This is a genomic window from Penaeicola halotolerans, assembly GCF_016464625.1.
Lineage (GTDB): Bacteria > Bacteroidota > Bacteroidia > Cytophagales > Cyclobacteriaceae > Penaeicola > Penaeicola halotolerans.
In genome coordinates, this window is the sequence record NZ_JAEAGO010000003.1 from 24,843 (window position 1) to 50,397 (window position 25,555).

The 25,555-nt window shown below is 40.8% G+C and carries 25 protein-coding genes; 19 read left to right on the forward strand and 6 right to left on the reverse strand.

Going from position 1 to position 25,555, the window contains the following annotated elements:
* Nucleotides 1-380: 380 nt before the first annotated feature.
* Nucleotides 381-1,550, reverse strand: a complete 1,170-nt coding sequence (locus I5349_RS07695; RefSeq protein WP_226390178.1) for a glycosyltransferase family 4 protein — start codon at nucleotides 1,548-1,550, stop codon at nucleotides 381-383.
* A 230-nt stretch (nucleotides 1,551-1,780) separates the two neighbouring features.
* On the opposite strand from I5349_RS07695, the gene I5349_RS07700 reads away from it, so the two are divergent.
* From I5349_RS07700 to I5349_RS07725, 6 genes are all read left to right on the forward strand, one after another.
* On the forward strand, nucleotides 1,781-2,902 hold the full coding sequence (locus I5349_RS07700) for a DUF4934 domain-containing protein (RefSeq protein WP_226390179.1): 1,122 nt from the start codon (nucleotides 1,781-1,783) through the stop codon (nucleotides 2,900-2,902).
* Nucleotides 2,903-2,908: 6 nt separating this feature from the next.
* Complete coding sequence (locus I5349_RS07705; RefSeq protein ID WP_226390180.1) at nucleotides 2,909-3,418, forward strand: hypothetical protein; 510 nt, start codon at nucleotides 2,909-2,911, stop codon at nucleotides 3,416-3,418.
* A 14-nt stretch (nucleotides 3,419-3,432) separates the two neighbouring features.
* Complete coding sequence (locus tag I5349_RS07710) at nucleotides 3,433-3,939, forward strand: hypothetical protein (protein ID WP_226390181.1); 507 nt, start codon at nucleotides 3,433-3,435, stop codon at nucleotides 3,937-3,939.
* Nucleotides 3,940-3,951: 12 nt separating this feature from the next.
* Complete coding sequence (locus tag I5349_RS07715; RefSeq protein WP_226390182.1) at nucleotides 3,952-4,572, forward strand: YdeI/OmpD-associated family protein; 621 nt, start codon at nucleotides 3,952-3,954, stop codon at nucleotides 4,570-4,572.
* 211 nt (nucleotides 4,573-4,783) lie between these two features.
* Complete coding sequence (locus I5349_RS07720) at nucleotides 4,784-5,209, forward strand: DUF3574 domain-containing protein (RefSeq protein WP_226390183.1); 426 nt, start codon at nucleotides 4,784-4,786, stop codon at nucleotides 5,207-5,209.
* Between the two features lie 67 nt (nucleotides 5,210-5,276).
* On the forward strand, nucleotides 5,277-5,678 hold the full coding sequence (locus tag I5349_RS07725) for a hypothetical protein (protein ID WP_226390184.1): 402 nt from the start codon (nucleotides 5,277-5,279) through the stop codon (nucleotides 5,676-5,678).
* Nucleotides 5,679-5,769: 91 nt separating this feature from the next.
* Here I5349_RS07725 and I5349_RS07730 read toward each other — a convergent pair whose 3' ends face one another.
* Together I5349_RS07730 and I5349_RS07735 are read right to left on the reverse strand one after the other, a co-directional pair.
* On the reverse strand, nucleotides 5,770-7,095 hold the full coding sequence (locus I5349_RS07730; protein ID WP_226390185.1) for an ABC1 kinase family protein: 1,326 nt from the start codon (nucleotides 7,093-7,095) through the stop codon (nucleotides 5,770-5,772).
* Nucleotides 7,096-7,097: 2 nt separating this feature from the next.
* Nucleotides 7,098-7,766 carry a TetR family transcriptional regulator C-terminal domain-containing protein gene (locus I5349_RS07735; protein WP_226390186.1) on the reverse strand — a complete coding sequence of 223 codons (669 nt, stop codon included), beginning with the start codon at nucleotides 7,764-7,766 and terminating at the stop codon, nucleotides 7,098-7,100.
* Nucleotides 7,767-7,916: 150 nt separating this feature from the next.
* Between I5349_RS07735 and I5349_RS07740 the strand changes: the two genes are divergently transcribed.
* Nucleotides 7,917-9,218, forward strand: coding sequence for a S41 family peptidase (locus I5349_RS07740; protein ID WP_226390187.1), 1,302 nt, complete (start codon nucleotides 7,917-7,919; stop codon nucleotides 9,216-9,218).
* A gap of 72 nt (nucleotides 9,219-9,290) precedes the next feature.
* Here I5349_RS07740 and I5349_RS07745 read toward each other — a convergent pair whose 3' ends face one another.
* Nucleotides 9,291-10,445, reverse strand: coding sequence for a glycoside hydrolase family 53 protein (locus tag I5349_RS07745; RefSeq protein ID WP_226390188.1), 1,155 nt, complete (start codon nucleotides 10,443-10,445; stop codon nucleotides 9,291-9,293).
* A 145-nt stretch (nucleotides 10,446-10,590) separates the two neighbouring features.
* On the opposite strand from I5349_RS07745, the gene I5349_RS07750 reads away from it, so the two are divergent.
* The 3 genes from I5349_RS07750 to acnA all read left to right on the forward strand — a co-directional run bounded on the left by I5349_RS07750 (nucleotide 10,591) and on the right by acnA (nucleotide 15,233).
* Entirely contained in the window at nucleotides 10,591-11,874 is a 1,284-nt protein-coding gene (locus tag I5349_RS07750; RefSeq protein ID WP_226390189.1) for an APC family permease, read from the forward strand.
* A gap of 92 nt (nucleotides 11,875-11,966) precedes the next feature.
* Complete coding sequence (locus I5349_RS07755) at nucleotides 11,967-12,410, forward strand: OsmC family protein (protein WP_262895377.1); 444 nt, start codon at nucleotides 11,967-11,969, stop codon at nucleotides 12,408-12,410.
* Between the two features lie 45 nt (nucleotides 12,411-12,455).
* The gene (gene acnA, locus I5349_RS07760) at nucleotides 12,456-15,233 is read left to right on the forward strand and encodes an aconitate hydratase AcnA (RefSeq protein WP_226390190.1); all 2,778 of its coding nucleotides are present in this window, start codon (nucleotides 12,456-12,458) and stop codon (nucleotides 15,231-15,233) included.
* Nucleotides 15,234-15,274: 41 nt separating this feature from the next.
* On the opposite strand, the gene ung is transcribed toward acnA, so the two are convergent.
* Nucleotides 15,275-15,937: a uracil-DNA glycosylase gene (ung, locus tag I5349_RS07765; protein ID WP_226390191.1), complete on the reverse strand. Its 663-nt coding sequence runs from the start codon at nucleotides 15,935-15,937 to the stop codon at nucleotides 15,275-15,277.
* A 71-nt stretch (nucleotides 15,938-16,008) separates the two neighbouring features.
* On the opposite strand from ung, the gene apaG reads away from it, so the two are divergent.
* Both apaG and I5349_RS07775 read left to right on the forward strand, forming a co-directional pair.
* The gene (gene apaG, locus I5349_RS07770; protein WP_226390764.1) at nucleotides 16,009-16,395 is read left to right on the forward strand and encodes a Co2+/Mg2+ efflux facilitator ApaG/CorD; all 387 of its coding nucleotides are present in this window, start codon (nucleotides 16,009-16,011) and stop codon (nucleotides 16,393-16,395) included.
* 1 nt (nucleotide 16,396) lies between these two features.
* Nucleotides 16,397-17,176, forward strand: a complete 780-nt coding sequence (locus I5349_RS07775; protein WP_226390192.1) for an O-methyltransferase — start codon at nucleotides 16,397-16,399, stop codon at nucleotides 17,174-17,176.
* Here the strand turns inward: I5349_RS07775 and I5349_RS07780 are convergent.
* Nucleotides 17,170-17,754, reverse strand: a complete 585-nt coding sequence (locus I5349_RS07780) for a methyltransferase domain-containing protein (RefSeq protein WP_226390193.1) — start codon at nucleotides 17,752-17,754, stop codon at nucleotides 17,170-17,172. The two genes, I5349_RS07775 and I5349_RS07780, sit on opposite strands and share 7 nt — an antisense overlap.
* A gap of 81 nt (nucleotides 17,755-17,835) precedes the next feature.
* Between I5349_RS07780 and I5349_RS07785 the strand changes: the two genes are divergently transcribed.
* From I5349_RS07785 to priA, 7 genes are all read left to right on the forward strand, one after another.
* Nucleotides 17,836-18,753 (forward strand): DUF8428 domain-containing protein, encoded by a 918-nt coding sequence (locus I5349_RS07785; RefSeq protein WP_226390194.1) that lies wholly within the window; start codon nucleotides 17,836-17,838, stop codon nucleotides 18,751-18,753.
* 119 nt (nucleotides 18,754-18,872) lie between these two features.
* Nucleotides 18,873-19,244: a 30S ribosomal protein S6 gene (gene rpsF, locus I5349_RS07790; RefSeq protein ID WP_226390195.1), complete on the forward strand. Its 372-nt coding sequence runs from the start codon at nucleotides 18,873-18,875 to the stop codon at nucleotides 19,242-19,244.
* Nucleotides 19,241-19,492: a 30S ribosomal protein S18 gene (gene rpsR, locus I5349_RS07795; protein WP_226390196.1), complete on the forward strand. Its 252-nt coding sequence runs from the start codon at nucleotides 19,241-19,243 to the stop codon at nucleotides 19,490-19,492. The genes rpsF and rpsR overlap by 4 nt, the downstream gene beginning before the upstream one ends.
* 44 nt (nucleotides 19,493-19,536) lie before the next feature.
* On the forward strand, nucleotides 19,537-19,980 hold the full coding sequence (gene rplI, locus I5349_RS07800) for a 50S ribosomal protein L9 (RefSeq protein WP_226390197.1): 444 nt from the start codon (nucleotides 19,537-19,539) through the stop codon (nucleotides 19,978-19,980).
* Nucleotides 19,981-20,107: 127 nt separating this feature from the next.
* A complete protein-coding gene (locus I5349_RS07805) occupies nucleotides 20,108-21,085 on the forward strand; it encodes a GSCFA domain-containing protein (protein WP_226390198.1) in 978 nt (325 codons plus the stop codon).
* The gene (locus tag I5349_RS07810) at nucleotides 21,082-23,070 is read left to right on the forward strand and encodes a thioredoxin domain-containing protein (RefSeq protein ID WP_226390199.1); all 1,989 of its coding nucleotides are present in this window, start codon (nucleotides 21,082-21,084) and stop codon (nucleotides 23,068-23,070) included. Before I5349_RS07805 ends, I5349_RS07810 begins: the two co-directional genes overlap by 4 nt.
* On the forward strand, nucleotides 23,063-25,555 hold the full coding sequence (priA, locus tag I5349_RS07815) for a replication restart helicase PriA (RefSeq protein WP_226390200.1): 2,493 nt from the start codon (nucleotides 23,063-23,065) through the stop codon (nucleotides 25,553-25,555). Before I5349_RS07810 ends, priA begins: the two co-directional genes overlap by 8 nt.

Consider the following 25,555-nt stretch of genomic DNA (forward strand, 5'->3'; position numbering starts at 1 on the left):
TTTCAAATATTAGACAAAACCAAGAATCCATAATACTATTTAGCAAGATAAGGGGTAGATACTTGGGGGATGGTTGGGGGGATACTTGGGAGATACTTGGGAGATACTTGGTACATAGTTGGGCATTAAGGGTCTGACCATGCGAATAAACCGCATAAAACGCATAAAGCGCATAAAGTGTCAAAATGCGCATAAAACGCATAAAGCGCAAAAACCGCATATTCCGCATAAAACGCAAAAAGTGTATAAATGCGCAAAAAGCGCATAAAACGCACGTTCAGTTGGAGGATTGCGTCTCATTGCCCATCTTGCTTCCATACTCGGCCGACTGACCGTTCTTTGACATGACAGATCACTACAATAGCCTCTGAATACTGATGCTATTTGGTCAAAAGTACCTGATATTGTCTCAAGATCTCTGCATGAAAGCGCTCTCTAGCATAGTACTGAAAGACTTGCTCTTGCAATCGCTTAGCCCTGATCTGAGCAGCATCATAGTGGCGGTGCACCTCCTCTAGCGTCTGTTCTAGCGCTACCTGCTGCTTCACAGGAAAGATCAGCCCAGTCTCTTCATGACTGATGATGTCAATATTACCTGGAATATCCGAGCAGATCACAGGACAAGCCATCGCTCCCGCTTGAAGTAGGACATTGGGAAAACCCTCTCGATGAGAAGGATGTACCAGCACATCAGCCATCGCCATGAAGTACGCCACTTCATCTGACCAATGCACATGAATGATACGAGGGTCTGCCCCACTCAAAGCCTGTAAGGTTTCCTCAGGTAACGGATCTAAGGACTGCTCCAAAGGCCCTAGCAAAAGCAATTTTGCATGGGGAATATTGACTAACTGAAAAGCCCTAACCAACTCAGGGATACCCTTGTCAGTCACCATCCTACCAACACTGAGGAAAATGAAATCATCTGCACCTAAGCCATACTGTAAGCGCATATCGGCTAACCGGCTAGCCTCCAAAGCAGCTACTTGAAAGGCACTAAGATCGATGCCATTAGACGAACCTTTTAAGATCACTTGCAGCTTTGAAGCACGTGCAAGTCCTTGCTTTAAGATAAAGTCATACAGACTCTTACTATTTGGCCAAACCTGATGAGCCGCTCCATAAGTCAGTCGCTCCATAGCGAGCAAGAGTTGACGCATTATCCCCTTTTTAACCATCAGAGGCATACCAGCAACGGTATGAATCCTCAATGGTACACGGGTGATCCAAGCAGCCAGCATCCCGAGAAGACCAGCTTTGGGCGTATGCGTATGGACGATATCAGGCCTTTCTTGACGAAAATAACGAATCAGTGATAGCAGGCATTTGAGGTCTTGCCAAAGCGTAATCTGTCTGGTGAAAGGAATGACATGATGTGGACAGCCTTCATGAGCCACCACTGCTGCTACTTCTGGACCATCAGCACTGATAAGCTGTACGTTGATACCATGAGCACGCATGTACGCAGCTTGACCCGTGATCAGTAGTTTCAAAGAAATAGGAACGGTGGTGATGCGAACAAGCTTTATGGCATCAGTGCTTTCTTTCATGCTCCAAATATCCAAGTTGTGTAGGAGATTAAAAATAAAAAAAAGGGATTCCTAACTGACAAATGGATAATCCTATTAGTCAAACAATGCCCGCCTATAATATCCGATTTGTTGAAAGCTTAAATCATGATAAAAATTATCTAAGAGGCGTATTTCAAATACCTTGATTTTGAATTATCTTTTTAGTTATGCATCTTACAACATATATAAGCCAACCTAATCCAAATATTATGAAGATCCTCCTCAAAAAACACTATCTAATATTACTTACAGTCTGTATATGTTCATGCTCATCTGAGAAAGAATCTCAATCTACTAACGAGCTAAATGAGCTGTCGATTAAAGCGACACAGTTTGATCCTAGTACACTAGAGCTCGCACAGCTCATCCCACTGGAGACCTCTGCAAACAATCTCATGAGTAATAATCTCCGAATAAAAATGCATGAAGGACAGTACTATATCATAGACATGAATGACCGCAATCGCATCCACCATTTTGGAATTGATGGTCAATACTTAGGGGCAGTTGCTACTGTAGGTGATGGACCTAAGCAAGTTCGAGATATCCAAGACTTTCAAATCAACGCTGAAGGACAACTTCTTACCCTCTCCTCTATCGGGGATCAAACTACAGTATTTAAATTTGATGAAACTGGCTCACCAGACACACTTTTTCAACCAGGTTACTTGGCCAGTGCATTTACATTATTACCAGAGGGCAACTTCCTTTTTTCAGGTAGTTACAATTCACCTATAGTAAGCTCTAGGATCTATCAAACAACTAACCAAGGCGACTCAGTAGCCACCTACTTACCCAATGATTATACGATCATGATGATGCCAATGGGAGAGCGCAATTTCTACGAGTCCAATGGAAAAATCCTCTACACTGAAATCTTCAATGACACCATTTATGAAGTAAATCAATCAGGCATTAAGCCCTTTTTAAAACTGAATTTCGAGCAATATAGCTTACCGAGTGACTTTTGGAAAAAAGACATCATGGAAAGCTTTCCTGTCATTCAAGAAAATGGATTTGCTGTGTTGAACGGAATCTTCGCTGATGAAAATCAAACGCTTATCAATATCAGAATACAAGGAGGAAAAGGTTCTTTCACACGCATCCTTTGGTATGATCATAATACTCAACAGACCAATTATTGGGATGGAGACTCCAATGAAGAAAATCCATTCATGCTCCCTATAGCTGTAGATGATCAAGGCATGACATTTATCACTTACCAATCTGCCCTAATGACCAGTCTCGAAGATCAGTTGAGTGCGGAGCAAAAAAGCCTATTGACAGAACAATCCTATGACTACCCTGTCATTATCAAAGTCAAAAACTAAAAAGAGATGAAACAGCAAATACTTGTCTTACTCATTTTCTTAGGATTTCTTTCTGCATGCGAAGAGAAAGGCCCAGAAACCATTGTTTTTCCTCCTGAATTAGTTTTGATTAATCAAAATGACTCGATCCCTGCTCCTTGTATGAGTTGTCCTAAGAAACTGGTGAATTATATAGATTTAACTAAAACGAATTTGTTTTATGCATATTTGAGCGAAAAGACATTGATAAAGTTGCAGAAACAACATCCCGAAATAGGGATAGTATGGGTATTTGCATATCCAAAAAAACGAGAAGACGTGGCTAATTCTTTAAAAAATAGAAACTTTCACTTTGCCGCATATTATGACAGTACAAATATTTTCTATGATATCAATCAATTAGATACATACCCCAACGAGCAAAAAGCTATTCAATCATATTTTATAAATGGAGAGAAAATATTCTCAGAGGCAGAACCAGGCATACCTGAACTTCTAGAAAGGCAGGTGGCGAAACTTTTAAAGGAAACTGATTAATTGTCATTCAAAACATGAAACAGCAAATACTTGTCTTACTCATTTTCTTAGGGTTTCTTTCTGCATGCGAAGAGAAAGGCCCAGAAACCATTGTTTTTCCTCCTGAACTAGTTTTGATTAATCAAAATGACTCGATCCCCGCTCCTTGTATGAGTTGTCCTAAAAAAATAACGATGTATGTAGACTTATCTCAAAAGTCTCTTCAATTTCCTAAAATGATAGAGTATTCATTATTGAAAATGCAGAAAGAATATCCTACAATAAATATTATCTGGGTATTTGCAAATGCAAAAAGCAGTAAAGCTCTAACTAATGATTTAGAAAAAATACAATTTTCTTTCCCTGTTTATTATGATAGTACCAATATCTTCTATGAAGCTAATCAATTAGATTCTTACCCTTATGAACAAAAAGCATTACAATCTTATTTTATCAATGGAGAGAAAATATTCTCAGAGGCAGAACCAGGCATACCTGAACTTCTAGAAAGGCAGGTGGCGAAATTTCTTCGTGAGAAATGATTAAATTTCATCATGCAAACGACTATTTCAGGATATTTAGCAGATGGCTGCGGACGCTGTGCACATTTCGCTACAGATCACTGTAAAGCCAGACATTGGCAGCGAGAACTCATACTACTACGAGACATCGTCACAACTACTCCACTCACAGAAACCATCAAATGGGGTGCTCCTTGCTACACTTATGAGGATAAAAATGTCTTAATGATAGCAGCCTTCAAGGATTGTGCTTTTATCAGCTTCTTCAAGGGAAGCCTACTCAAAGACACTAGTGGACTGCTCAATAAAGCGGGAGAAAACTCCAACTCAGGCATGCTGATCAAATTCACCGGTGTAGACCAAATCCAAAAAGCAACTCCTACCATTTTAGAACTCATTCAACAAGCTATCGAGGTAGAAAAACAAGGGCTTCAAGTTCCAAAATCAAATGAGATGATACCCATACCAGAAGAATTGACCGAAATGTTCGCTCAACACGAGGGATTCCAAGAGGCATTTGAAGCACTCACACCAGGTCGTCAAAAAGGTTATCTTTTACACTTTTCACAAGCCAAACAATCCTCCACAAGAATAGACAGAATCGAAAAAAACCTTACAAAAATTTTCCAAGGTAAAGGGCTTCATGATAGATAATCAAGATAGCTAAAAACCTAACTCTTGAAGATAAAAGAAATAGCATAAACCTCCCATCACCAACAATCCACTACTCCTATTTAAATCGTATATCTCTACAGATGGGTTTGAAGGTCGCTTGACCCTCATTTTCAAAAAGTTTATTGTTTAGGTTTAGTATCAAAAAAAGCCCGTGACTTTCTCGGGCTTTTTTTATATATTTCCACTTGTTATGAAAATTTTTACACTAAACCGATTATTCGTAGCACTTTTCCTTTTTAGTGCGCTACTCATCTTCTCTGCCTGCGAAAAGAATGAGGACCGTTATATCAAGACCGAACTCTACTTTGGGCTTTCTCAAAACAACAAAACTATCTCAGAATCAGAGTGGAACAGCTTTGAAAAAAATGAAATCAGCATCAGATTACCTGAAGGCTATACAATCTATGATGCTGATGGTGCCTGGAAAGATAAAAATACAGGCCTCACACTAAAAGAAAAGAGCAAAGTGCTCGTAGTCATCCATCACAAAGACCAAAGAAAAAGCCCAGCTATCGATCAGATCCGTGCTCGCTACATGAAGCAATTTTACCAGCAGAGCGTCATGCGCATCGATCACAAAGTAAAAATGAAACCTCTCAAATCAGATAATTCCTAAGAAATCATTTTTTGATCTGAGATTTTGATGTAATTTTCTCCTATATTTTTAACCTATCTATACTATCATGCAAACAAAAGTAGCAGGTGTCATGGTCGGCACCATCATCAGTTGGTTACTCATTGCCTTTGTAGGTTTCGGACTTTATGGTTGCCCTAAGTATCGTGTTTGGCAGCAAGAGATGGAAGGCAAGGCGGAGTTTGCCAAGGCAGAGCAAAACCGTAGAATCAAAATAGAAGAAGCACGCGCCAACTTAGAAGCTGAAAAGCTCAATGCGGAGGCAGAAATCGAACGTGCCAAAGGTGCGGCACAAGCCATCCAAATAGAAAATGGCAGCCTCTCTGAAAAATATATCCAGTACCTCTGGGTCAGACAGCAAAATAACTTGGGAGACAAGACAGTCATTTACATTCCAACGGAAGCCAACTTACCAATATTGGAAGCAGGCAAGACAGGTAACCTCAAATAAAAGGAAAAGGGAAGTTCACACTTCCCTTTTTTGGTTCTACTCCCTTCAAAACAGCATAGGAAGCACCTTATTACATGTGACTTAAGCTAGATTAGCTTTTCAACCAATCTGGTTTAGTCGTCTTGATCTTCGCCCCTATTTCATTGAGCATATTGTAGAGACCAAAGTAGGTCCTATTGATGTATAGACCATGTCTCGATCCTCTAGCTTGCTTAGATTTTCTAAACTCTTTATCATTGGAGATACGATCTCCTAGATCAAAGATTTGCTTGAAATAAGTATCATCACTAAAATCAAACTCATCCGCATGAAATGGCTGACCTAACAAAGAGATCATCTCTTTGAAAATGGCTTTAAAGAACTGCTTTTCCTTGTCCGTATCCTTATCACTGATAAACTCCAAATCGTAAAAGATCTGATCTAGCTCACTTTCTTTGATGAGTAAGTCTTTTTTGATCAGTGAGAAGTAGCCTTTATAAAAAGATTCAGGCATGACTTTCACACAACCAAAATCGATAACACCTAAGCTTCCATCTTCTCTGATGATAAAATTACCTGGGTGTGGATCAGCATGTACTTCCATCAGCGTATGAACTTGATGATCATAGAAGTCCCATAGCGCTTGTCCGATCTGATTACGCATCTCTTGGCTAGGATCAGTTTTGAGCCACTCTCTGAGGTGTAAGCCCTCCACCCAATCCATCGTGATCACGCGCTCAGCAGACAATTCTGGATAATAGTTAGGAAAAAATAAGTTCGGTATATGAGCACACGCCTTACTGATAGACATACTTCGCTCTACCTCTAGCTTATAATCTGTTTCTTCTAGCAGACGCTCCTCCACTTCCTCCATATAGTGATCGAGTTCTTTCTCATTCATATTAAGCAGACGAAGCGCAAAGGGTCTTACAAGCTTTAGATCGGAAGTCACACTAGAAGCGACTCCAGGATATTGTATTTTCACAGCGAGCTTTTGATCACCCTTAGTCGCTTGATGCACTTGACCGATAGACGCTGCATTTACAGCATTTTTAGTAAACGTGTCAAATATATCCAAAGGTGCTTGCTTGAAATACTGCTGAAAAGTCTTCACGACCAATGGGTAAGACAAAGGAGGCGCACTGTACTGTGCCATCACAAACTTATCTTGATAAGCTCTAGGCAGCATATTCTTGTCCATGCTCATCATCTGAGCTACCTTGAGCGCACTGCCTTTCAGCTCACTGAGAGAGTTGTAGATATCATTAGCATTATCTTTATGCAACTCATCCTTACTCAACTCTGGATTGAAAACCTTCTTGGTATAATGCTTCACATAATTACCGCCCACTTTAGCCCCTGTGGAGATAAACTTAGCCGCTCTTTGTACTTTACTCGTAGGGATACTACCCTGCTCTTTCACTCCTTCTTTTCCCACGATTATTTGTTTTGATAGATAAATTTGGCAAAGTCTAGCATAGAGTCTAGTGCACTTTTACCGATGAGGTCAAAGAATAGATTAACAGCTTTCTCTACTGCAGCGTCTGTTCTTTCGAAACCTTTACTAGTGTCTTTTTGCCAAAAATTGAGTAAAAACATGGCTTGCATCCAAAGCAGATCAGCATAGCGGTCACTAATTACTGGCCTAGCGACTACTTCATCCGTCTCCTTACCCTCAGACATGAGCTCCTCTGCATATTGCTTAAAGGCTGACTTGAATCCTTTCAGTACTGTAGGGTCTAAAGATTTCTTCTCTTTGATCTGTTGCAAACTGTATTGAATGTAGCTTCTGTTACTCTTCAATACTTCTAGCCATGTAAAATAAAAAGCCAAGAGCTTTTCTCTCACACTATATTGGATGTAAGTCTTATCTTGATCTAGTCTCGATTTGGTTTCCCCAAAAATATCTGTCCATATAGCAGACTCCACCCCTTCGAAGGAATTGTAATAATTATAAAAATCCTCTTCTTTCATTTTGAGGAGTTTAGCAAACTTAAAAACCGAAGCTGGTGCTTGTCCATGCTCCAATAAATAGGTTATATAAGCTTCTTTGATCTGAGCTTCTGGGCTCTTCTTCTCTTTAGCAGTTTTGGCAGTTGTTTTTTCCATATCGCTTTAACTATACGTCTCAAAAAAGGTTAAGGATTACCTCATGAAACCATAAATATTTCTACAGGCTTGCTATTTTTTCAGTCTTGCACTCACCGAGATAACATTCAATTCGTATATTTAGTTGATGTTGAGATAAGTTAATTGACTATGAAAAAGATATTTTACCTTGGCTTGAGCCTCTTGATTTTGTCTACAAGCCTTATGAGCTGCAAAGACCTAGATGAAGAAAGTACTATAGGGGGGCCAGCCTATCAAAGTGTAATCAAATCAGGTATCCTGAGAGTATTCAATGAAGAGTACCTGTACAATGACCAAGTGCGCAGAGATGTGAATCCTGCCCAGTATAGCAGCTTTGATCAGATGGTCAATGACCTCATGGTATCCCCAGATGTATTTAGCTATTTATTGACCATAGAGGAATTTGAAAGTGCTGTCCTTACGGGAGCTTTTGCTGGTCATGGCTACTCTGCCTTTGTGACCCAAGAGCAACGTATGTTTTTAGGGGTAGTCTTTAGAAATTCTCCCGCTGATGAAGCGGGCTTCACTAGAGGTACCGAAATCCTCCGAATCAATGGCAGCACGATTTCTTCTCTCATCTCTAGTGGCCAACTCAATGCAGCCATAGGGCCAAGTACTCCAGGTGTGGTCAATGAGTTTGAAGTAAGAGACCTAGATGGTACTATCAGAACAGTTAGTGTAGGTAAGCGCGTCATCACACCTAATACAGTGCTGCACGATGAAGTCTATGATATAGATGGAGTCAAAGTAGGTTATGTAGCTTTTAACTCATTCCGTCAGCCTTCAGTACAGGAGCTCAATACTGTGTTTAATAGATTCAAAGCAGAAGGCATCACAGAGATCATCATAGATCTAAGATACAATGGCGGTGGACTAGTCCAAACTGCAGTTTTCTTTGCCAATGCCATTGCGCCAGCCTCTGCTAGAAATAAGGCCATACTGAAGTTCACCTATAACGAAGACAAGTCTGAGAATAACTTCACCGTTCCTTTTACCAACAATGATTACAACTTTGAATTTGAGCGTTTCTTCTTTATCCAAGCTGGCGGAACAGCCTCTGCAAGTGAGTTGCTGATCAATGGGATGGCAGGAGTATCTGAAGTGATCACGATCGGAAGCAACTCTTTTGGTAAGCCTGTAGGACAGTCTCCTTTTGAGATAGGTAATTTGATCTTCTATGCCACCAACTTCACGGTGCGCAATGAGTTGGACTTTGATGATTACTTTGATGGGATACCTGCCGATATCTTAGCTCCAGATGATGTCACCAAAAACTGGGGAGATCCTACTGAACCGAGGCTAGCTGCGGCACTTGATTATATCAGAAATGGTGGACAGACAGGCTTCAGATACAGTAAAGAGGCTATTGAAGAACCACTATGGGCACCTTACATGCTCAAAGGACTTGCGAGAGAAATTGGAGCTTTTTAAATCTTATTCTAATACAAAAAAGGCTGTCATTCTCATCGATTGACAGCCTTTTTTTTGTAAATAACAAATGAATTATCTCGGCAACCAATTGCTAATGTTCATGGCAGGCAGCGCATCATTTCCATTTTGCCCATCAAAGAGCGTAGCATTGTCCCAGTGCGAGCCTTGACCCCACAGGGTACGGCAAGAAGAACTGATCCAAGCTGGCTCCCAGTAAATAAGACCTTCTCCTCCACCCTTGATGACAGCTCTTGTAAGGTCTTGCATATATCTTAGTTGACCCTGAGGACTCGCCTCATAGCCTTCGATCAGTGAATCTTCTCCAAGTATATTTGGCGCATTGTCCACATCTGCCATGGTGTGGATATAGGAAGTTTCTACGATCATCATGCGTTTGTCAAATAAGCTTCTTAATGAATCTAACGCTTGACTAACATCTGACACAGATTTGTAAGTAGACCACTTTGGATAATAGGATAAGCCTATCCATTCGAAACTATTATCTAATCCATTGGCTATTGCATCTTCAAACCACCAAAAGGCATTTTCAGGCTGGGCGATGTGCAGCATGATGCCGATTTCTTTACCTACTGATGCTTCTACATCCTTCACTGCTTTGATACCACTATTGAGCAAAGTTACATTCCTCGACCAATCGATATTAACTAAGTCCATGCTAGCAGAGTCCTGCATGATCTCTATATTCGTTTCATTTCCTACTTGCACATATTCTGGCAGCAAATTGTCTTCATGCAGTGCTATCAGCACTTTTTGCGTGTATTGATACAAGGAGTCTGCAAGTAGTGCTACTGTAGGTACATTCTCCCAAGCTTTGGGAATCACTTGATGCTGTGGATCCGCCCAAGTATCAGAATAGTGAAAGTCTAGGAGAATCTTTAAGTTTTGAGCTCTTGCCCTAGCGATGGTTTTCTTTACATCTTCAAAGTTTGAATATGCAGTCCAGTCAGAAGGGTCATACCACAGTCTTACACGCATAATGTTCCCACCGTTTTGAGCTAGCAATTCAAAAGGATCCACCTCCTCTCCTTCGCTTCTATATACTGCACCGCAGTCTTCTACTTCATTGACGTAGGACATATCCCCTCCTACAAAAAATGTAGACAAATCTGCTGGCATCTCTTGACTTGGCTGACAAGCATAAAAGCCCAGGCCAAGTCCTAAAAATGAGCAGCCTAAAATCCATCTTGAGAGATTAATCATTTTCATGTTTTTCTTTATTGTGAGGTCTAAAACTACAAAATCTTATTTTCAAAAAGGCAGATCTATTGACCAGTTATCATAAATACGGATGCTTTTACCTTGATTCTTCTATTAATTTTTTACTTTCAAAACTTAGCTATCAAAGACCTATATGCTCAAGCGTGAAATCAGTAAATGGGACTTAGTCCTCCTTTTGATTAATGGCACTATCGGTGCAGGCATATTTGGATTACCTGCTCAGCTTTATGCTTTGGCAGGCGTCTACAGTCTTCCAGCACTTTTTCTATGTGCTTTGATCGTTTTCATATTGGTCTTCAATTTTGCTGAGGTTGCTAGTAGGTTTTCTAAGACTGGTGGTCCGTATCTCTACATCCTAAGTGCCTTTGGGAGGATTCCAGCTTTTACCATAGGCTGGCTCATCCTCATCACACGTGTCTCTACTTATGCTGCTTTGGTTAATCTGCTCGTAACTTATTTAGGCTATTTCAACCCTATACTTACAGAGACTAGCTATAGATTTGTATTCATTACAGGCATTACCCTTTGTCTCACTTGGGTCAATTACTTAGGCATCCGCAATTCTACTTTACTAAACAATACCCTCGCCATCGCTAAGATGCTTCCTTTGCTAATCTTCATCGGAGCAGGATTATTTTACTTTCAACCAGAACAGGTAGATTGGCAACAAACACCTCCACCTTTACCTGATTTTTCTACGGCTGTGCTAGTCTTGATTTTTGCTTTCACAGGATTTGAAGCCGTACTTGTCACTACTGGAGAAATGAAAAACCCTAGGGCCAGTATACCTTTTGCTTTAGTAGTATCTATGACCTGTGTTGCCATATTCTACGGACTCATCCAGTTGGTAACCATGGCAGCCCTACCCGACTTAGCCACTTCCTCCACACCTATCACAGATGCTGCAGGTATCCTGCTTGGTAGCAGTGGTGCATTATTGATCACGCTTGGCGCTATAGTCTCAATAGGTGGCACACTGAATTCCGTCATGCTCATAGGATCACGCGTTCCATATGCACTGAGTGAAGAAGGGCAGTTTCCTCATTTTTTTTCTAAGCTGCATTCTAAAAGACAAACGCCAGTTCTTTCGCTGCTTGCCTTTGTTGTCATTACCTTGATAGCCTCCCTGACTGGCACTTTTATCTACGCGGTAGCCATCAGCGTGATCAGCAAAGTCATGATATTCTTGCTAGTTTGTATGGCCATGATCAAACTACGGATGAAGGACAAAGGCACCAATACTAACCACTTCAAGCTACGAGGTGGCTATACCTTCGCTATTTTAGGAATACTAGCTTCTCTAGGGCTTTTAATAAGTGCTAAAGCAGATGAATTTTGGCAGGTAGTGATTACTGTTGTCATTGGACTTATTCTCTATGCACTAGCTTCAGCTTATCAAAAATTCAAAAGAGACTAGGGAAAAACCACCTAAGACTAGGAGCTTTTCTCATGATTTTGTAGATTGTAGAGTATTCTAAATCAATTTTTAACTCTAAAAAAACAAGCATTATGGCGATCAAAAGAAATGCAACGGCTGTCTGGAAAGGCACTGGATCCACTGGTAAAGGCGTACTGAATACTTCTAATAAATTTTTCGATCAAACACCCTATAGTTTCAAGTCAAGGTTTGAAAATGAAGATGGAAAGCAAGGCACCAATCCCGAAGAACTCATCGCTGCTGCACATGCTGGATGTTTTGCCATGGCTTTGAGTTTTGCGATAGCAGAAGCAGGTCATGAGGCAGAAGAACTCAAAGTGGATGCCGCAGTAACACTGGATAAAGCTGATGGAGGATTTGCCATTACTGGTATCACACTAAAACTAGCAGGGATAGTACCTGGCATGTCTGAAAAGCAGTTTAATGAACTAGCCAATGGAGCTAAAGAAGGTTGTCCAATCTCTAAAGCACTTAAAGCCGTACCAATCAAACTAGAGATTACTTTCAAAGGATAATATCCTCTTTTTAGTAATTCATTTTTCAATTTTAAATTTTAGCTCATGGATCAAGACCCTTATAAAATCTTAAGAACCTTACCTAGCAGTAAGGGGGACCTTAAATACTACAGCCTTGCTGAATTAGCTAAACAAGGTCATGCTGTAGAAAAGCTGCCTTTTTCGATCAGAATTCTCTTAGAAAATGCCCTGAGAAACTTTGATGACTTCGCGATCACCAAAGAAAATATAGAAACACTCCTACACTGGCAGCCAGAAGCTTCGGATAAAGACATCCCATTCAAACCTGCCCGAGTGCTCATGCAGGACTTCACAGGTGTACCTGCTGTAGTCGATATCGCTTCACTCAGAGCAGAAGCAGTCCGAAAAGGAAAAGATCCTCAAAAAATCAATCCGCTCATACCAGTAGATCTAGTCATTGATCACAGTGTGCAAGTGGACTACTTTGGTACCAACTATGCTTATCAGAAAAATGTAGATGTAGAATATGAGCGCAATGGCGAACGCTATCAATTCCTCAAGTGGGCACAAAAAGCTTTTGATAATTTCTCTGTAGTACCTCCTGGCATGGGTATTTGCCACCAAGTCAATCTAGAGTACTTAGCTCAAGGCGTCATCGCTAGAGACGGTCAAGTCTTTCCTGACACGCTGGTGGGTACAGACTCTCACACTCCAATGGTCAATGGTATCGGTGTGGTAGGTTGGGGAGTCGGTGGTATAGAAGCTGAAGCCGCTATCCTAGGTCAGCCGATTTACTTCATCATGCCCGAAGTGATCGGTCTCAAACTCACTGGTGAGCTTCCTACTGGAACTACCGCAACTGACATGGTGCTGACCATCACCCATCTCCTGAGAAAGCATGGTGTAGTAGGCAAATTTGTAGAAGTCTTTGGGCCTGGTCTTGATCATTTGAGTGTACCAGATAGAGCAACGATATCAAATATGTCTCCTGAGTTTGGCTGTACCGTCACTTATTTCCCTATAGATGGACAGACCCTTCGCTATATGGAGAAGACCAATCGTAGTGCCGAACAGATCAAGTTGGTAGAAGACTACTGTAAAGCCAATATGCTCTGGAGAGAAAATGAAGAAGCTATTCATTATTCTAAAGTGGTTTCTCTTGACCTAAGTACCGTACAACCTACGGTTTCTGGCCCTAAGCGTCCTCAAGACAAGATTTTGGTAAAAGACTTTAATCAGACTTTCCAATCCTTGCTGAGTAAAGAATATGGCAGAGCATACATTTCTCCAGATAAAAGAGAAGAAGGTCGCATGTCAAATGAGGGTGGAAGTCAGCCTCACAGCCATAAATCAACAGGCATCGCAGATGTGGCTTTTGAAGCCAAAGAAAAAGGGGGACTCAAGACAGTAGATATCCGTATCAAAAATGAGGAATTCACCTTGAGTGATGGGTCTATCGTCATAGCTGCTATCACTAGCTGTACCAATACATCTAATCCAAGTGTGATGATCGGGGCTGGACTCGTAGCAAGAAAAGCCCGTGAAAGAGGCATCAATGTGAAGCCTTGGGTAAAGACCAGTTTAGCACCTGGCTCTAAAGTGGTCACTGACTACCTAGACAGTGCTAACTTGTTAGATGACTTAGAAGCACTCAGATTTCACGTGGTGGGCTATGGCTGTACTTCTTGTATCGGAAACTCTGGGCCCCTTCCTACCCATATTGCTAAAGCTGTGGAGGATAATGATCTAGTAGTTGCTTCAGTGCTTTCTGGCAATAGAAACTTTGAAGCACGCGTACACCCCCAGGTAAAAATGAATTTCCTCATGTCACCGATGCTAGTAGTCGCATATGCCTTAGCTGGTCGTGTAGATATTGATTTGGCTGATGAACCACTCGGATTAGATCCTAATATGGAGCCTGTTTATCTCAAAGACATTTGGCCTAGTCAAGAGGAAATCTTTGAAGTCATGAATCGAGTACTTTCTCCTAAAGATTATGCAAAAAGCTATGGAGAGATATTCGATGGAAATGAGCAATGGCAAAACCTAAGAGCTCCTACGGGCAAAGACTATGCTTGGGATGAAAGCTCTACCTACATCAAAGAAGCACCCTTTTTCAAAGACCTCAGTGTATCTGTGAGTGAACCTAAAGATATCAAAGGTGCTTATCCACTTTTGGTTTTAGGAGATTCCATCACCACCGATCATATCTCACCTGCAGGTTCTTTTAACGAACATTCGCCAGCTGGACAGTATTTGATCAAAAGAGGCGTTTCTCGTCCAGATTTCAACTCTTATGGATCTCGTAGAGGAAACGATGAGGTGATGGTCAGAGGTACCTTTGCCAATGTTAGGATCAAAAATAAGCTAGCTGAAAAAGAAGGTGGCTATACCAAACATATACCTAGCGGTGAGGAAATGGCCATTTATGATGCATCCGTGAAGTATAAAGAAAAAAAGACTCCCCTGATCGTATTGGCGGGTAAGGAGTATGGCAGTGGTTCATCTCGTGACTGGGCAGCTAAGGGCACATACTTACTTGGCATCAAAGCCGTCATCGCTGAGAGCTATGAGCGTATACATCGCAGCAACTTGGTTGGTATGGGTGTATTGCCATTACAGTTTGTAGAGGGTGAAAGTGCCGAAAAACTAGGACTAGACGGCACTGAGCAGTTTGACATCCACGGTATCTCAGATGGGTTGAAGCCTCTCTGTGAGTTGAAAGTCACCGCTATGCATAGCAAAGGAAAGCAAACCGACTTTAAAGTGGTAGCCAGACTGGATTCTCAAATCGAGATTGCCTACTATAAAAATGATGGCATCCTTCAATATGTCTTGAGACAGTTTCTCAAAAATGACTAATTAAACAAACCCAGCTTCTCCTTCAAGAAGCTGGGTTTTTCTTACCATTTAATGGGTGTTTTGCCTTGCTTTTCAAGATAAGCATTGGCTTGACTGAAATGCTTGCTTCCAAAAAAACCTCTACTGGCAGAAAGTGGAGATGGATGTACACTCTTCAAAACACAGTGCTTATTCTCATCGATCATAGCTCCTTTTTGCTGGGCAAAATTACCCCACAGCATAAAGACTACTCCCTCCTTTTCTTCTGCTATGTGTCGAATGACTGCATCTGTGAATTGCTCCCAGCCTTTTTTCTGATGAGAGCCTGCTTCATGTGCCCTTACTGTCAGTGTAGCATTGAGAAGCAGCACCCCTTGCTTAGCCCAGCGCATGAGATTGCCACTGCTTGGCATATCTTGTCCTAGATCGAGTTTGATCTCTTTGAATATGTTGAGTAAAGAGGGCGGAAAAGGCACTCCATCTCTTACAGAAAAACAAAGCCCATTAGCTTGCCCAGGACCATGATAAGGATCCTGACCGATGATGACTACTTTCACATCCTCAAATGAACATGCCTCAAAAGCACTGAATATCTCCCTAGCTGGTGGAAAAATCTGATGCTGACTATACTCAGCTCTTACAAACGATGCTAGATCCTTAAAATACGCTTGTTCAAATTCTGTTTGTAATCTCTGCTTCCAACTATCTGCTATTTTTACTTGCATGCAAGGTCAATTATTTAGAGAATTAAACTTAAATTTCGATGAAGTCGTTAGTTATAAAAATATTTTCAAATATGGTAATACAAGAGACAGAAGGTATCAAAGTGGGCGTAGAAACACAGTATTTAGCTGAATACTCTAATCCTCAAGCGATGCATTTTGTATTTACTTACAAGATTACCATCCAAAATGAAAGTACCTACACTTATCAATTGCTTCGCAGACACTGGGAGATTCATGATGCTTCTGCTCCTATCAAAATGGTCGATGGTGATGGAGTCGTAGGTCAGCAACCTACTCTTGAACCTGGTCAATCGCATCAATATGTCTCTGGATGCAATTTACAGTCTGGTATAGGTAAGATGCTTGGCTATTATGAAATGGAGCGCATCGTAGATGGTAAAATCATTCAGGTGCAGATCCCAGAGTTTCAATTGATGGCGCATTACTTACAAAATTAAGATGCCTAATCATTTCTTCATGGCTTGGGAGTGGCTTCAGTATTGGCTAAAGCAAGAAGATGCGCACTCTCTACACTCACCCTACATCTACAAACTCTACACAGAGATCATTAAGCCAGATGAAAATATTCCTGCTTTTGAAGCTATAGAAAAAGTCCGTAAGCAATATCTCCGCAGTAAAGAAAAGATAGCCATTACCGATCTAGGCGCTGGATCACATCATCACAGTACTCTAGAGAGAAAGCTATCAGCGATCACTAAGAGCAGCTCATCAAGTCCGAAGTACAATAGACTATATCATCGACTCGCTCTAGCAGCTCAAGCCAAACATATCATAGAACTAGGCGCCTGTACAGGCATCAATACAGCCTATCTAGCAAGCAGTGGTGCAGATATCACTAGCTTCGAAGGTTGCCCGAACCTCACTCTACTCGCCAAACAAACACTCAAATACACGCAACAGGAAGCACATATCATTCAAGGCAATATCGATGAAACCTTACCTGATTATTTGGCTAGCTCCCCTTTGATAGACATGGCTTTTATAGATGCTAATCACACTTATGAAGCCACGCTTCGATACTTTCAGTTACTGATTACAAAGATGCTTCATGGTGGTTTTTTACTTATCGGAGATATTCACTGGTCTCTGGGCATGAAAAAGGCATGGAAAGAAATCAAAGAAGATCCTCGAGTGACCCTAAGCATTGATCTTTATGAAGTCGGCATTATCTGCATCCAGCCTGATTTACCTGAGCAACATTATTGTTTGGCTTATTGAGCTTTAATAAATTGAATAAACACTTCTGAGCCCTGTCTTGGTGGGATAGAATTGTAGCAAGGGGCTAAAGTCTTTATCTCAAAAGCTTTTTGAAACAAAGCCTGATACTCCTCAACAGATCCTCCAAAAGGCGGTCCTTGATGCGTAAATTCCCGATCGAAGAGTACTCCTACCAGCTTCCCATTTGATTTCAATAAGCTACTTGACTTTCTCACATAATTCTCCCTCAAACTTGGATCGATCGCACAGAAAAAAGTTTGCTCCAAAATTAAATCATATGCAGCTTCATGCTCGAAAAAATCTCTCAATATCAAATGTTCCTTGGGAAACTGAGGATATCGCTCCGCAAATTGTTGCAGCGGCAAAGGCGATATATCTAGTAAATAAACCGAATTGAAGCCATTTTCGTGTAAATAAGCAGCCTCATGTGCATTACCACAGCCTGGAATGAGTATTTTTGTTGACTTATTTTCAACTTGGTCTAGATATTGCTTTAGCGGAGTTGTGATACTACCTGTATCCCAGCCAGATTGACCAGAAAGATATCGATTGGTCCAGTAGGACTCGTTTAATAGCATATGGATTATGGCGGATTAAAATGGTGTGTATATACAATATTCTTTTAAATTTACGACCAGAATTTTAAAAACAACCACAAAATGAGTGAGAATACGAATTTCAGAAATGCAGAACAGGATAAAAAGAAAAACGTCCTGATCATTATCTTGATCGTCTTATTGGTACTGAGTGGGGTGAAACTAACCTTTGACTATTTAGATAAAGAAGAGTTGAAGACAGACCTATCTGCCACTACTAATGAGCTTGCAAACACCATGAACAAGCTAGATTCTATCAGCATCCAGTTAGATATGAAAATAGCTGAAATACAGCAACTAGGTGGTGATGTGGACTCACTAATTGTAATCAAACAACAATTAGAAAAAGACAAAGAGCAAATCAGAAGATCTGGCAACTCACAAATCGCAGCCTTGAAAGATAAGGTAGAAGGATATGAGTACCTCCTCAAGCAGCAGGATGCTGAAATCGTTCGCTTGAAAGAACTCAACGAAACGCTTTATACAGAAAATGTGGAATTGAAGACAGAGAAAAACGCACTTTCTTCTAATATCACAGAACTCACTAAGGTAAGAGAAGAGCTTTCTGAAAAAGTAGCTGTAGCCTCGCAGCTGAAGGCCGAAAATATCAAGGTCTTTGCGGTCAACTCAAGAGGCAGAGAGCGTGAAGGCGAATTTAGAAGCAGACAACTAGAAAAGCTCAAAGTTTCTTTTGGCCTAGCAGATAATAAAGTCGCTCAAAAAGGCACTAAAGACATCTATGTACAAGTAATAGATCCTAATGGCAATGTGATCTTTGACGTAGCCAAAGGCTCTGGTACTTTCATGCTCAATGGTAAAGAAGAATTTTTCACCGCCAAGCAAGAAATCCTCTTTGACAATACCAAGCAACAGCTGTCGTACTACTATGAAAAAGACAGTGATTATGAGCCAGGTAGCTACGATATCTTCATTTTCTGTGAAGGCTATGTCATAGGAAAAGAAACATTTGTGGTAAAATAAGCCACCTTACAAATCAAAGCTCCTCTAGTGGAGCTTTTTTTATGCCCAAGCTTTGGAAATACAATGTAAAAACTTATCTTTGCGTTCCAAAAAATAATTCATTAATAAACAGTTAAAACATGTTGTTAAAAAATTACGAGACGGTATTCATACTTAATCCCGTTTTATCTGAGCCTCAGATGAAGGATGCTGTCGACAAGTTTGTAAAAGTTTTAACCGATGAAGGTGCTGAAATCATCAACACTGAGAATTGGGGTTTGAAAAAACTAGCTTACAATATCCAGAAAAAAACTACTGGATTCTACACACTTGTTGAATTCAAAGCTCCTACTACAACTATCAAAAAGTTGGACATCGAATACAGAAGAGACGAGAGAGTGATGAGATACATCACCACCGCGTTGGATAAGCACGCAGTAGCTTACAACGAAAGAAGAAGAAACGGAGAATTCAAGAAAAAAGCTGAAGCTAAGGAGGAGCAGGCATCATGACATTAGTAAACGAAGCTGTAAATAGAGCGGAAAACAAGAAAAAATACTGCCGATTCAGAAAGCATGGCATCAAGTACATCGACTATAAAGATGCGAGCTTCCTTTTGAAGTTTGTTAATGAGCAAGGTAAGATCCTTCCAAGAAGACTCACTGGCACAAGTGCTAAGTATCAGAAGAAGGTAGCTGTAGCGATCAAGAAAGCTAGACACTTAGGTCTACTTCCTTATGTAGCTGACGGCTTGAAATAATCACAGCTCACGGTTCATTTATAACCCTATAATTACAAACAACAATGGAAGTTATCTTAAAAACTGATATAAAAGGGCTAGGATTCAAAAACGACCTAGTAAAGGTGAAGCCTGGCTACGGTAGAAACTACCTCATCCCTGAAGGATATGCGGTAATCGCCAATAGCTCAAACAAAAAAGTACTTGCTGAAAACATCAAGCAAGCTGCTCACAAAGCTGATAAGATCAAGCAAGACGCTGAAGCTATCGCTGCTCAACTAGAAACTATTACACTTGAAATCCCTGCAAAAATCGGTGATTCAGGTAAGATTTTCGGTAAAGTAACGACTCTTCAGATCTCTGACGCTTTGAAAGCTAAAGGTGTTGACATCGACAAGAAGAAAATTGCTTTCACTTCAGAAGTGAAATCTGCTGGTGAATTTTCAGTAGAGATCGATCTTCATAAAGAAGTAAAATCTACAGTAAACTTTACTGTAGTCGCTGAATAAGCAAAACACATCTACTCAAAAAGGCACCTCAAAAGGGTGCCTTTTTTTTATGATTTCCTTTTATACACTTTGCTTGATCTAACGAATATTTACTTCATAGCTTCCAATTTAATTGGTATTTTCGAATATGTTTAGAACTGCCCTGCCTCCTACTTCAGCTTCCTTTCAGGTTCAGCATGATCAAAGTTTGCTCTCTTTAGGTTCTTGCTTTGCTAGTAGCATGGGAGATCGACTGGAGCGCAATAAATTCAACATATTAGTCAACCCATTTGGAACACTCTTCAGTCCAATGGCTATCAATCGCATATTACGTGTAGTACTTGGTATAGAAGAGTTTTCTGAAGATAAAATCATCCATAGAGAGGGCGTTTACCTGCACTATGACATGCATTCCGCCCTATCTGCGGCTCAAAAATTTGACCTGTTGACAAAGATCAAATCTAAGGTAAAAAACCTTCAAGATTGGCTCCAAACCAGTCAACCTATACTTCTTTTGACATTAGGTACAGCTTTCAGCTATCAACTAAAAGACTCACAAGTCAGTGTAGCCAACTGTCACAAACAACCCTCAAAACTATTTGACAAAGTACTCTTACAGCCAGCACAAATCGCTAGTGCCCTGAGTGAGACCTTTGATGAGCTAAAAGCGAGGAATCCTTCCTTAAAAATCATCCTTACGGTAAGTCCCGTGAGACATACTAAAGACTCACTCCCACTCAATACAGTAAGCAAAGCCAGTTTAAGACTAGCCGCTCATGAATTAGCAGAAAAACACCATGATTTGGTACATTATTTCCCTAGTTATGAGATCATGATGGATGACCTGAGGGACTATCGCTTTTACAAAGCTGATCTGATTCACCCCAATGATCAAGCGGAAAACTATATTTGGGAGCATTTTTCTCAGGGATTTTTTTCTAAAGAAACACAATCGATTGTCTCTAAATGGCAAAAAATCCAACAAGCAATAGCACATAAACCTTTTAATCCTGAATCAGAAGGACATCAGCGATTTCTTCAAGATACTCTCAGTCAATTAGGAACACTTGCTGGTCAATTAAACGTTGATGCTGAGATAGCCCTCATAAAAGCCCAGATCAAATGAGCCATAAATACACCAATCAACTCATTCATAGTAGTAGCCCTTACTTGCTACAACATGCGCACAACCCTGTCAATTGGTATCCTTGGGGCAAAGAAGCGCTTGATAAAGCCAAGAAAGAGGACAAACCAATCATAGTGAGTATTGGATACTCCGCTTGCCACTGGTGTCATGTGATGGAACGAGAGAGCTTCGAAAATGAAGAAATAGCTGCATTGATGAACACTCACTATATCTGTATCAAGGTAGATAGAGAAGAAAGACCTGACGTAGATCAAGTTTACATGGATGCGCTGCAAACGATGGGTCTGAATGGTGGCTGGCCACTCAATGTCTTTCTTATGCCTAATCAAAAACCATTTTATGGAGGCACTTACTTTCCTCCTAAGGGTTTTGCGCAATTACTGAAAAATATTCATGAAGCTTATACAAACAATCGAGTAGAACTAGAAGAATCTGCAGACAAATTCAGAGAAGCTATTAGTATTAGTGAGCGTAAAAAATATGGCTTAGGAGATCCTTCAGATCAAACCATTTCTCTTCAATCCACCCTTCAAGTTCTCAAAGAAAAATTTGACGAAACTCACGGAGGTACCCAGCGCTCCCCTAAGTTTCCAATGCCCAGTCTTTGGGAGTTTTGCATGCGTGCTGCTCAAGCCACCAAAGATGATGCTGCCTTAAATCAAGTATGGCTCACTTTGGAAAAAATGGCCAAAGGAGGCATCTATGATCAAATAGGCGGTGGTTTTGCACGCTATTCAGTAGATGGACAGTGGTTTGCGCCTCACTTTGAGAAAATGCTCTATGACAATGGACAGTTGATCAGTTTATACAGCAAAGCTTACCAACTGAATCCCAATCCGCTCTTCAAAAATATCGTCTATGAAACCATAGCTTGGATAGAAAGAGAGATGCTACACTCTTCGGGAGCATTTTATGCAGCGCTAGATGCAGATACAGAAGGTGAAGAAGGTAAGTTCTACACTTGGAAGTATGAGGAACTTGATCAGCTTCTCCTAGATCATGAAAAGTGGGTACTCTCCTACTGGGGAGTTATCAAAAAGGGGAATTGGGAACACGGAAATAATATCCTGACAGCCCATCAAGAACTCGAAGGCGATAAGAAATCTTATCAAGCGATCAAAGATAAAGTACTGGCTAAAAGAAATGAGCGGGTCAAACCTGGCATAGACAACAAACTTTTAGCTGGATGGAATGGACTAGCCATCAAGGGACTAGCTGATGCTGCGAAAATATTTGAAGACAACTCTTTTCTAAAATTAGCCGAAAACTGTGCAGATTACATTCAAAATGTGCTTTTTGACGGGAAGCAGCTCTATCGTATCAAAGAAGGAAATACTCGTATCACTGGCTTTTTAGAGGATTATGCACTAGTGATCGATGGCTTTATCAGTCTATATCAAGTCAGTCAAGAACCCAAAAGGCTGACTTTCATACAAGAACTCATGGAGAACTGTATGGATGAATTTTATGATGCGGATGAAAAGCTTTTCTTTGTCACAGGAAAAACTCAAGAACAACTCATTGCAAGAAAAAAAGAGCTTTTTGATAATGTGATCCCAGCATCTAATTCGATCATGGCGAGAAACCTTTATCATGTAGGACAACTTCTCTATAATGACAGCTATATCACCCATGCCAAAGAGATGCTGCAACTAGTTCAAGGAATGATACAAACAGACCCTCAGTATCTCAATAACTGGGGTAACTTATTGATAGAAAATCAGTCAGACTTCCCGGCTATCGTCATTTTAGGACCTGAGGCTAAAAAATGGGCGAAAAACCTAGGGCAAATGATCTCGAAATCATATGCCATTGTAACCTCCGATGCGGTGAGTGATGAACTTCCTTTTACAGGAAAAAGTCTACTAAATAATGAAACTACCGCTTTTGTTTGCTACAACAAAGCGTGTCAAAAACCAGTCAATTCTTGGCAAGAGGCTTTAGAACAAATCACCCATGGATAAATTATTCGATGATGAGCTAGGGCTTTTTGCAGAGGTGATGCTGCCTGTACCTATACCCCGTCTATTTACCTATCGCATTCCGAGATCTATGGAGCAGGATGCTAAGGTGGGTAGTCGTGTTGTCATACAGTTTGGGACAAAAAAAATCCTCACAGGTATCATTGCTGTCATCCATCAAGAAGCCCCAAAGCAATACGCAGCCAAACCAATTTTAGACTTGCTAGATCATACACCTATCATGAATGATTGGCAACTAAAGCTGCTCTACTGGATGTCAGAATACTATCTCTGCTATATCGGAGATGCACTCAATGCTGCGCTTCCGGCAGGATTCAAACTGAGCAGTGAGTCTAAAATTCAGCTTCACCCACACTTTGACCCTGAACTAGTCGACTCTTTAGAAGGTCATCAAGAAGTTATCATCAAAGCACTTTTGGCAGGAAAAGACTTGGATTTTCAAGAAATACAAGACCTGTTACAAATCAAGTCTATTCATCCTATCATCAAGCAAATGGTGGCTGATGAACTTGTATTAGTATATGAGGCTATCAAAGACAAATACCAACCTAAAATCATCCGTAAAGTAAGACTGAATTCAGTACTGAGTAAAGATCAAAAAGCCCTACAGTCGGTCTTTGAGCAACTCAATAAAAAGGAAAAGCAGCTAGAAATATTACTTAAATACCTCCAAGAAGTCCCTATACACCGACTCGCTATTGAAAATGAGGCTGGCTTGGATAAAAGCATTTTTACGCAGGGAAACTTTTCTAATTCATCCTTACAAACACTCGTGAAAAACGGCATTTTCGAAGAATTCCAAGTGATCGTATCGCGATTTGACACAAGGTTAGATGGTACCAGAGATTTTACACTCAGCACAGCCCAGCAGCGAGCCTATGAGGATATTCTACAGCAGTTTGAGACTAAGTCTACCGTATTGCTTCATGGAGTGACTGGCAGTGGCAAAACTGAACTTTACATCAAGCTAGTACAGGATGTCTTAGCTCAGGGTGAACAGTGCTTGATCCTACTTCCAGAGATCGCCCTGACAGCCCAAATCGTTCAGCGATTGAGACGCGTATTTGGAGATGAATTGGCCGTCTACCACTCTAAATTCTCAGATAATGAGCGAGTAGAAACATGGAATGGTCTATTGGAAGGTCGCTTCAAGGTGATCATAGGTGTAAGATCCTCAGTGTTTTTACCATTTGATAATCTAGGTCTAGTGATCGTAGATGAAGAGCATGAGTTTAGCTACAAACAGTATGATCCCGCTCCTCGCTATCAGGCTAGAGATACGGCACTTATGCTAGCCAACTTGCACCATGCCAAAACAATATTGGGCTCCGCCACGCCATCTATCGAGAGCTATGCCAATGCACATGCTGGCAAATTTGGCTTGGTCAAACTTCACACACGCTACCAAGACATCGCACTACCTGATATCATGCTGGCTGACACTAAAGCTGATCGTAAACGAAAGAAGCTACAATATGACTTCTCTGAGCTTTTGATCAATGAAATTAAAGCTAGTCTTGAGCTTGGCAAACAAGTCATGATTTTTCAAAACCGTAGAGGGTATGCCCCCTATCTTACTTGCGAAGATTGTGCTTGGATCCCGCAGTGCGAACGCTGTGATGTGAGTTTGACTTATCACCAATTCTTCAATGAACTGAGATGCCACTATTGCGGCTTCAAACAGCCAGTTCCGATGGCATGCGAAGCTTGCGGCTCCACTAAAATCCACAATCGCGGTCATGGTACTGAGCAAATAGAGGAGTCTCTACAAAGTCTTTTCCCATCTGCGCGAGTAAAAAGAATGGATCAAGATACCACTCGGGGTAAAAACGCCTATCAGGAGATCATTGATGAATTTGAAAATGGTGAGATCGACATCCTAGTAGGCACACAAATGATTAGTAAAGGATTTGATTTTGAGCGTGTTGGATTGGTAGGAGTTTTTGATGCGGATAAGATCATCCACTTCCCAGACTTTAGGAGCAATGAGCGCGCCTATCAAGTACTTACTCAAGTAGCGGGTAGATCTGGTAGAAAAGAAAAAGGGAAAGTCATCATACAGACTGCAGATCCGTCACAAGCTATCCTTCATCAGGTGATCAGTCAGGACTTTGAAGGACTCTTCGCGCATGAAATGGCAGAGCGTAGTACTTATCAATACCCTCCGTATGTTCGTATGATTCGCGTGACAGTAAAGCATCGCGACCTTAAAGTCAGTCAAGAAGCCGCTCAGCAACTCATGATGGTCTTAAAGCAAAGAGCTCCTAAAATCACAGTCTTAGGGCCAGTAGTCCCTTTAGTTAGCAAGATCAGAAATCAGTATTTACAAGAGATTGTGATCAAAATGGATAGACAAATCATACATGCTGCAGGCCCTAAAAAAGTTCTTTGGCAAGCAATCATGGAATTACAAAACCAAAAAAAGTTTAAAACCGTTACTTTTGTTTCGGATGTAGATCCTTACTAA

What these genes read in the sequence shown, in the direction of transcription:
- ung (WP_226390191.1), bottom strand. Translation starts at nt 15,937, where the DNA reads ATGCAAGTAAAAATAGCAGATAGTTGGAAGCAGAGATTACAAACAGAA.
- I5349_RS07725 (WP_226390184.1), top strand. Translation starts at nt 5,277, where the DNA reads ATGCAAACAAAAGTAGCAGGTGTCATGGTCGGCACCATCATCAGTTGG.
- priA (WP_226390200.1), top strand. Translation starts at nt 23,063, where the DNA reads ATGGATAAATTATTCGATGATGAGCTAGGGCTTTTTGCAGAGGTGATG.
- I5349_RS07775 (WP_226390192.1), top strand. Translation starts at nt 16,397, where the DNA reads ATGCCTAATCATTTCTTCATGGCTTGGGAGTGGCTTCAGTATTGGCTA.
- I5349_RS07805 (WP_226390198.1), top strand. Translation starts at nt 20,108, where the DNA reads ATGTTTAGAACTGCCCTGCCTCCTACTTCAGCTTCCTTTCAGGTTCAG.
- I5349_RS07780 (WP_226390193.1), bottom strand. Translation starts at nt 17,754, where the DNA reads ATGCTATTAAACGAGTCCTACTGGACCAATCGATATCTTTCTGGTCAA.
- rplI (WP_226390197.1), top strand. Translation starts at nt 19,537, where the DNA reads ATGGAAGTTATCTTAAAAACTGATATAAAAGGGCTAGGATTCAAAAAC.
- I5349_RS07715 (WP_226390182.1), top strand. Translation starts at nt 3,952, where the DNA reads ATGCAAACGACTATTTCAGGATATTTAGCAGATGGCTGCGGACGCTGT.
- I5349_RS07750 (WP_226390189.1), top strand. Translation starts at nt 10,591, where the DNA reads ATGCTCAAGCGTGAAATCAGTAAATGGGACTTAGTCCTCCTTTTGATT.
- I5349_RS07755 (WP_262895377.1), top strand. Translation starts at nt 11,967, where the DNA reads ATGGCGATCAAAAGAAATGCAACGGCTGTCTGGAAAGGCACTGGATCC.
- rpsR (WP_226390196.1), top strand. Translation starts at nt 19,241, where the DNA reads ATGACATTAGTAAACGAAGCTGTAAATAGAGCGGAAAACAAGAAAAAA.
- rpsF (WP_226390195.1), top strand. Translation starts at nt 18,873, where the DNA reads ATGTTGTTAAAAAATTACGAGACGGTATTCATACTTAATCCCGTTTTA.
- I5349_RS07720 (WP_226390183.1), top strand. Translation starts at nt 4,784, where the DNA reads ATGAAAATTTTTACACTAAACCGATTATTCGTAGCACTTTTCCTTTTT.
- I5349_RS07695 (WP_226390178.1), bottom strand. Translation starts at nt 1,550, where the DNA reads ATGAAAGAAAGCACTGATGCCATAAAGCTTGTTCGCATCACCACCGTT.
- I5349_RS07810 (WP_226390199.1), top strand. Translation starts at nt 21,082, where the DNA reads ATGAGCCATAAATACACCAATCAACTCATTCATAGTAGTAGCCCTTAC.
- I5349_RS07705 (WP_226390180.1), top strand. Translation starts at nt 2,909, where the DNA reads ATGAAACAGCAAATACTTGTCTTACTCATTTTCTTAGGATTTCTTTCT.
- apaG (WP_226390764.1), top strand. Translation starts at nt 16,009, where the DNA reads ATGGTAATACAAGAGACAGAAGGTATCAAAGTGGGCGTAGAAACACAG.
- I5349_RS07735 (WP_226390186.1), bottom strand. Translation starts at nt 7,766, where the DNA reads ATGGAAAAAACAACTGCCAAAACTGCTAAAGAGAAGAAGAGCCCAGAA.
- I5349_RS07700 (WP_226390179.1), top strand. Translation starts at nt 1,781, where the DNA reads ATGAAGATCCTCCTCAAAAAACACTATCTAATATTACTTACAGTCTGT.
- I5349_RS07785 (WP_226390194.1), top strand. Translation starts at nt 17,836, where the DNA reads ATGAGTGAGAATACGAATTTCAGAAATGCAGAACAGGATAAAAAGAAA.
- I5349_RS07740 (WP_226390187.1), top strand. Translation starts at nt 7,917, where the DNA reads ATGAAAAAGATATTTTACCTTGGCTTGAGCCTCTTGATTTTGTCTACA.
- acnA (WP_226390190.1), top strand. Translation starts at nt 12,456, where the DNA reads ATGGATCAAGACCCTTATAAAATCTTAAGAACCTTACCTAGCAGTAAG.
- I5349_RS07710 (WP_226390181.1), top strand. Translation starts at nt 3,433, where the DNA reads ATGAAACAGCAAATACTTGTCTTACTCATTTTCTTAGGGTTTCTTTCT.
- I5349_RS07745 (WP_226390188.1), bottom strand. Translation starts at nt 10,445, where the DNA reads ATGAAAATGATTAATCTCTCAAGATGGATTTTAGGCTGCTCATTTTTA.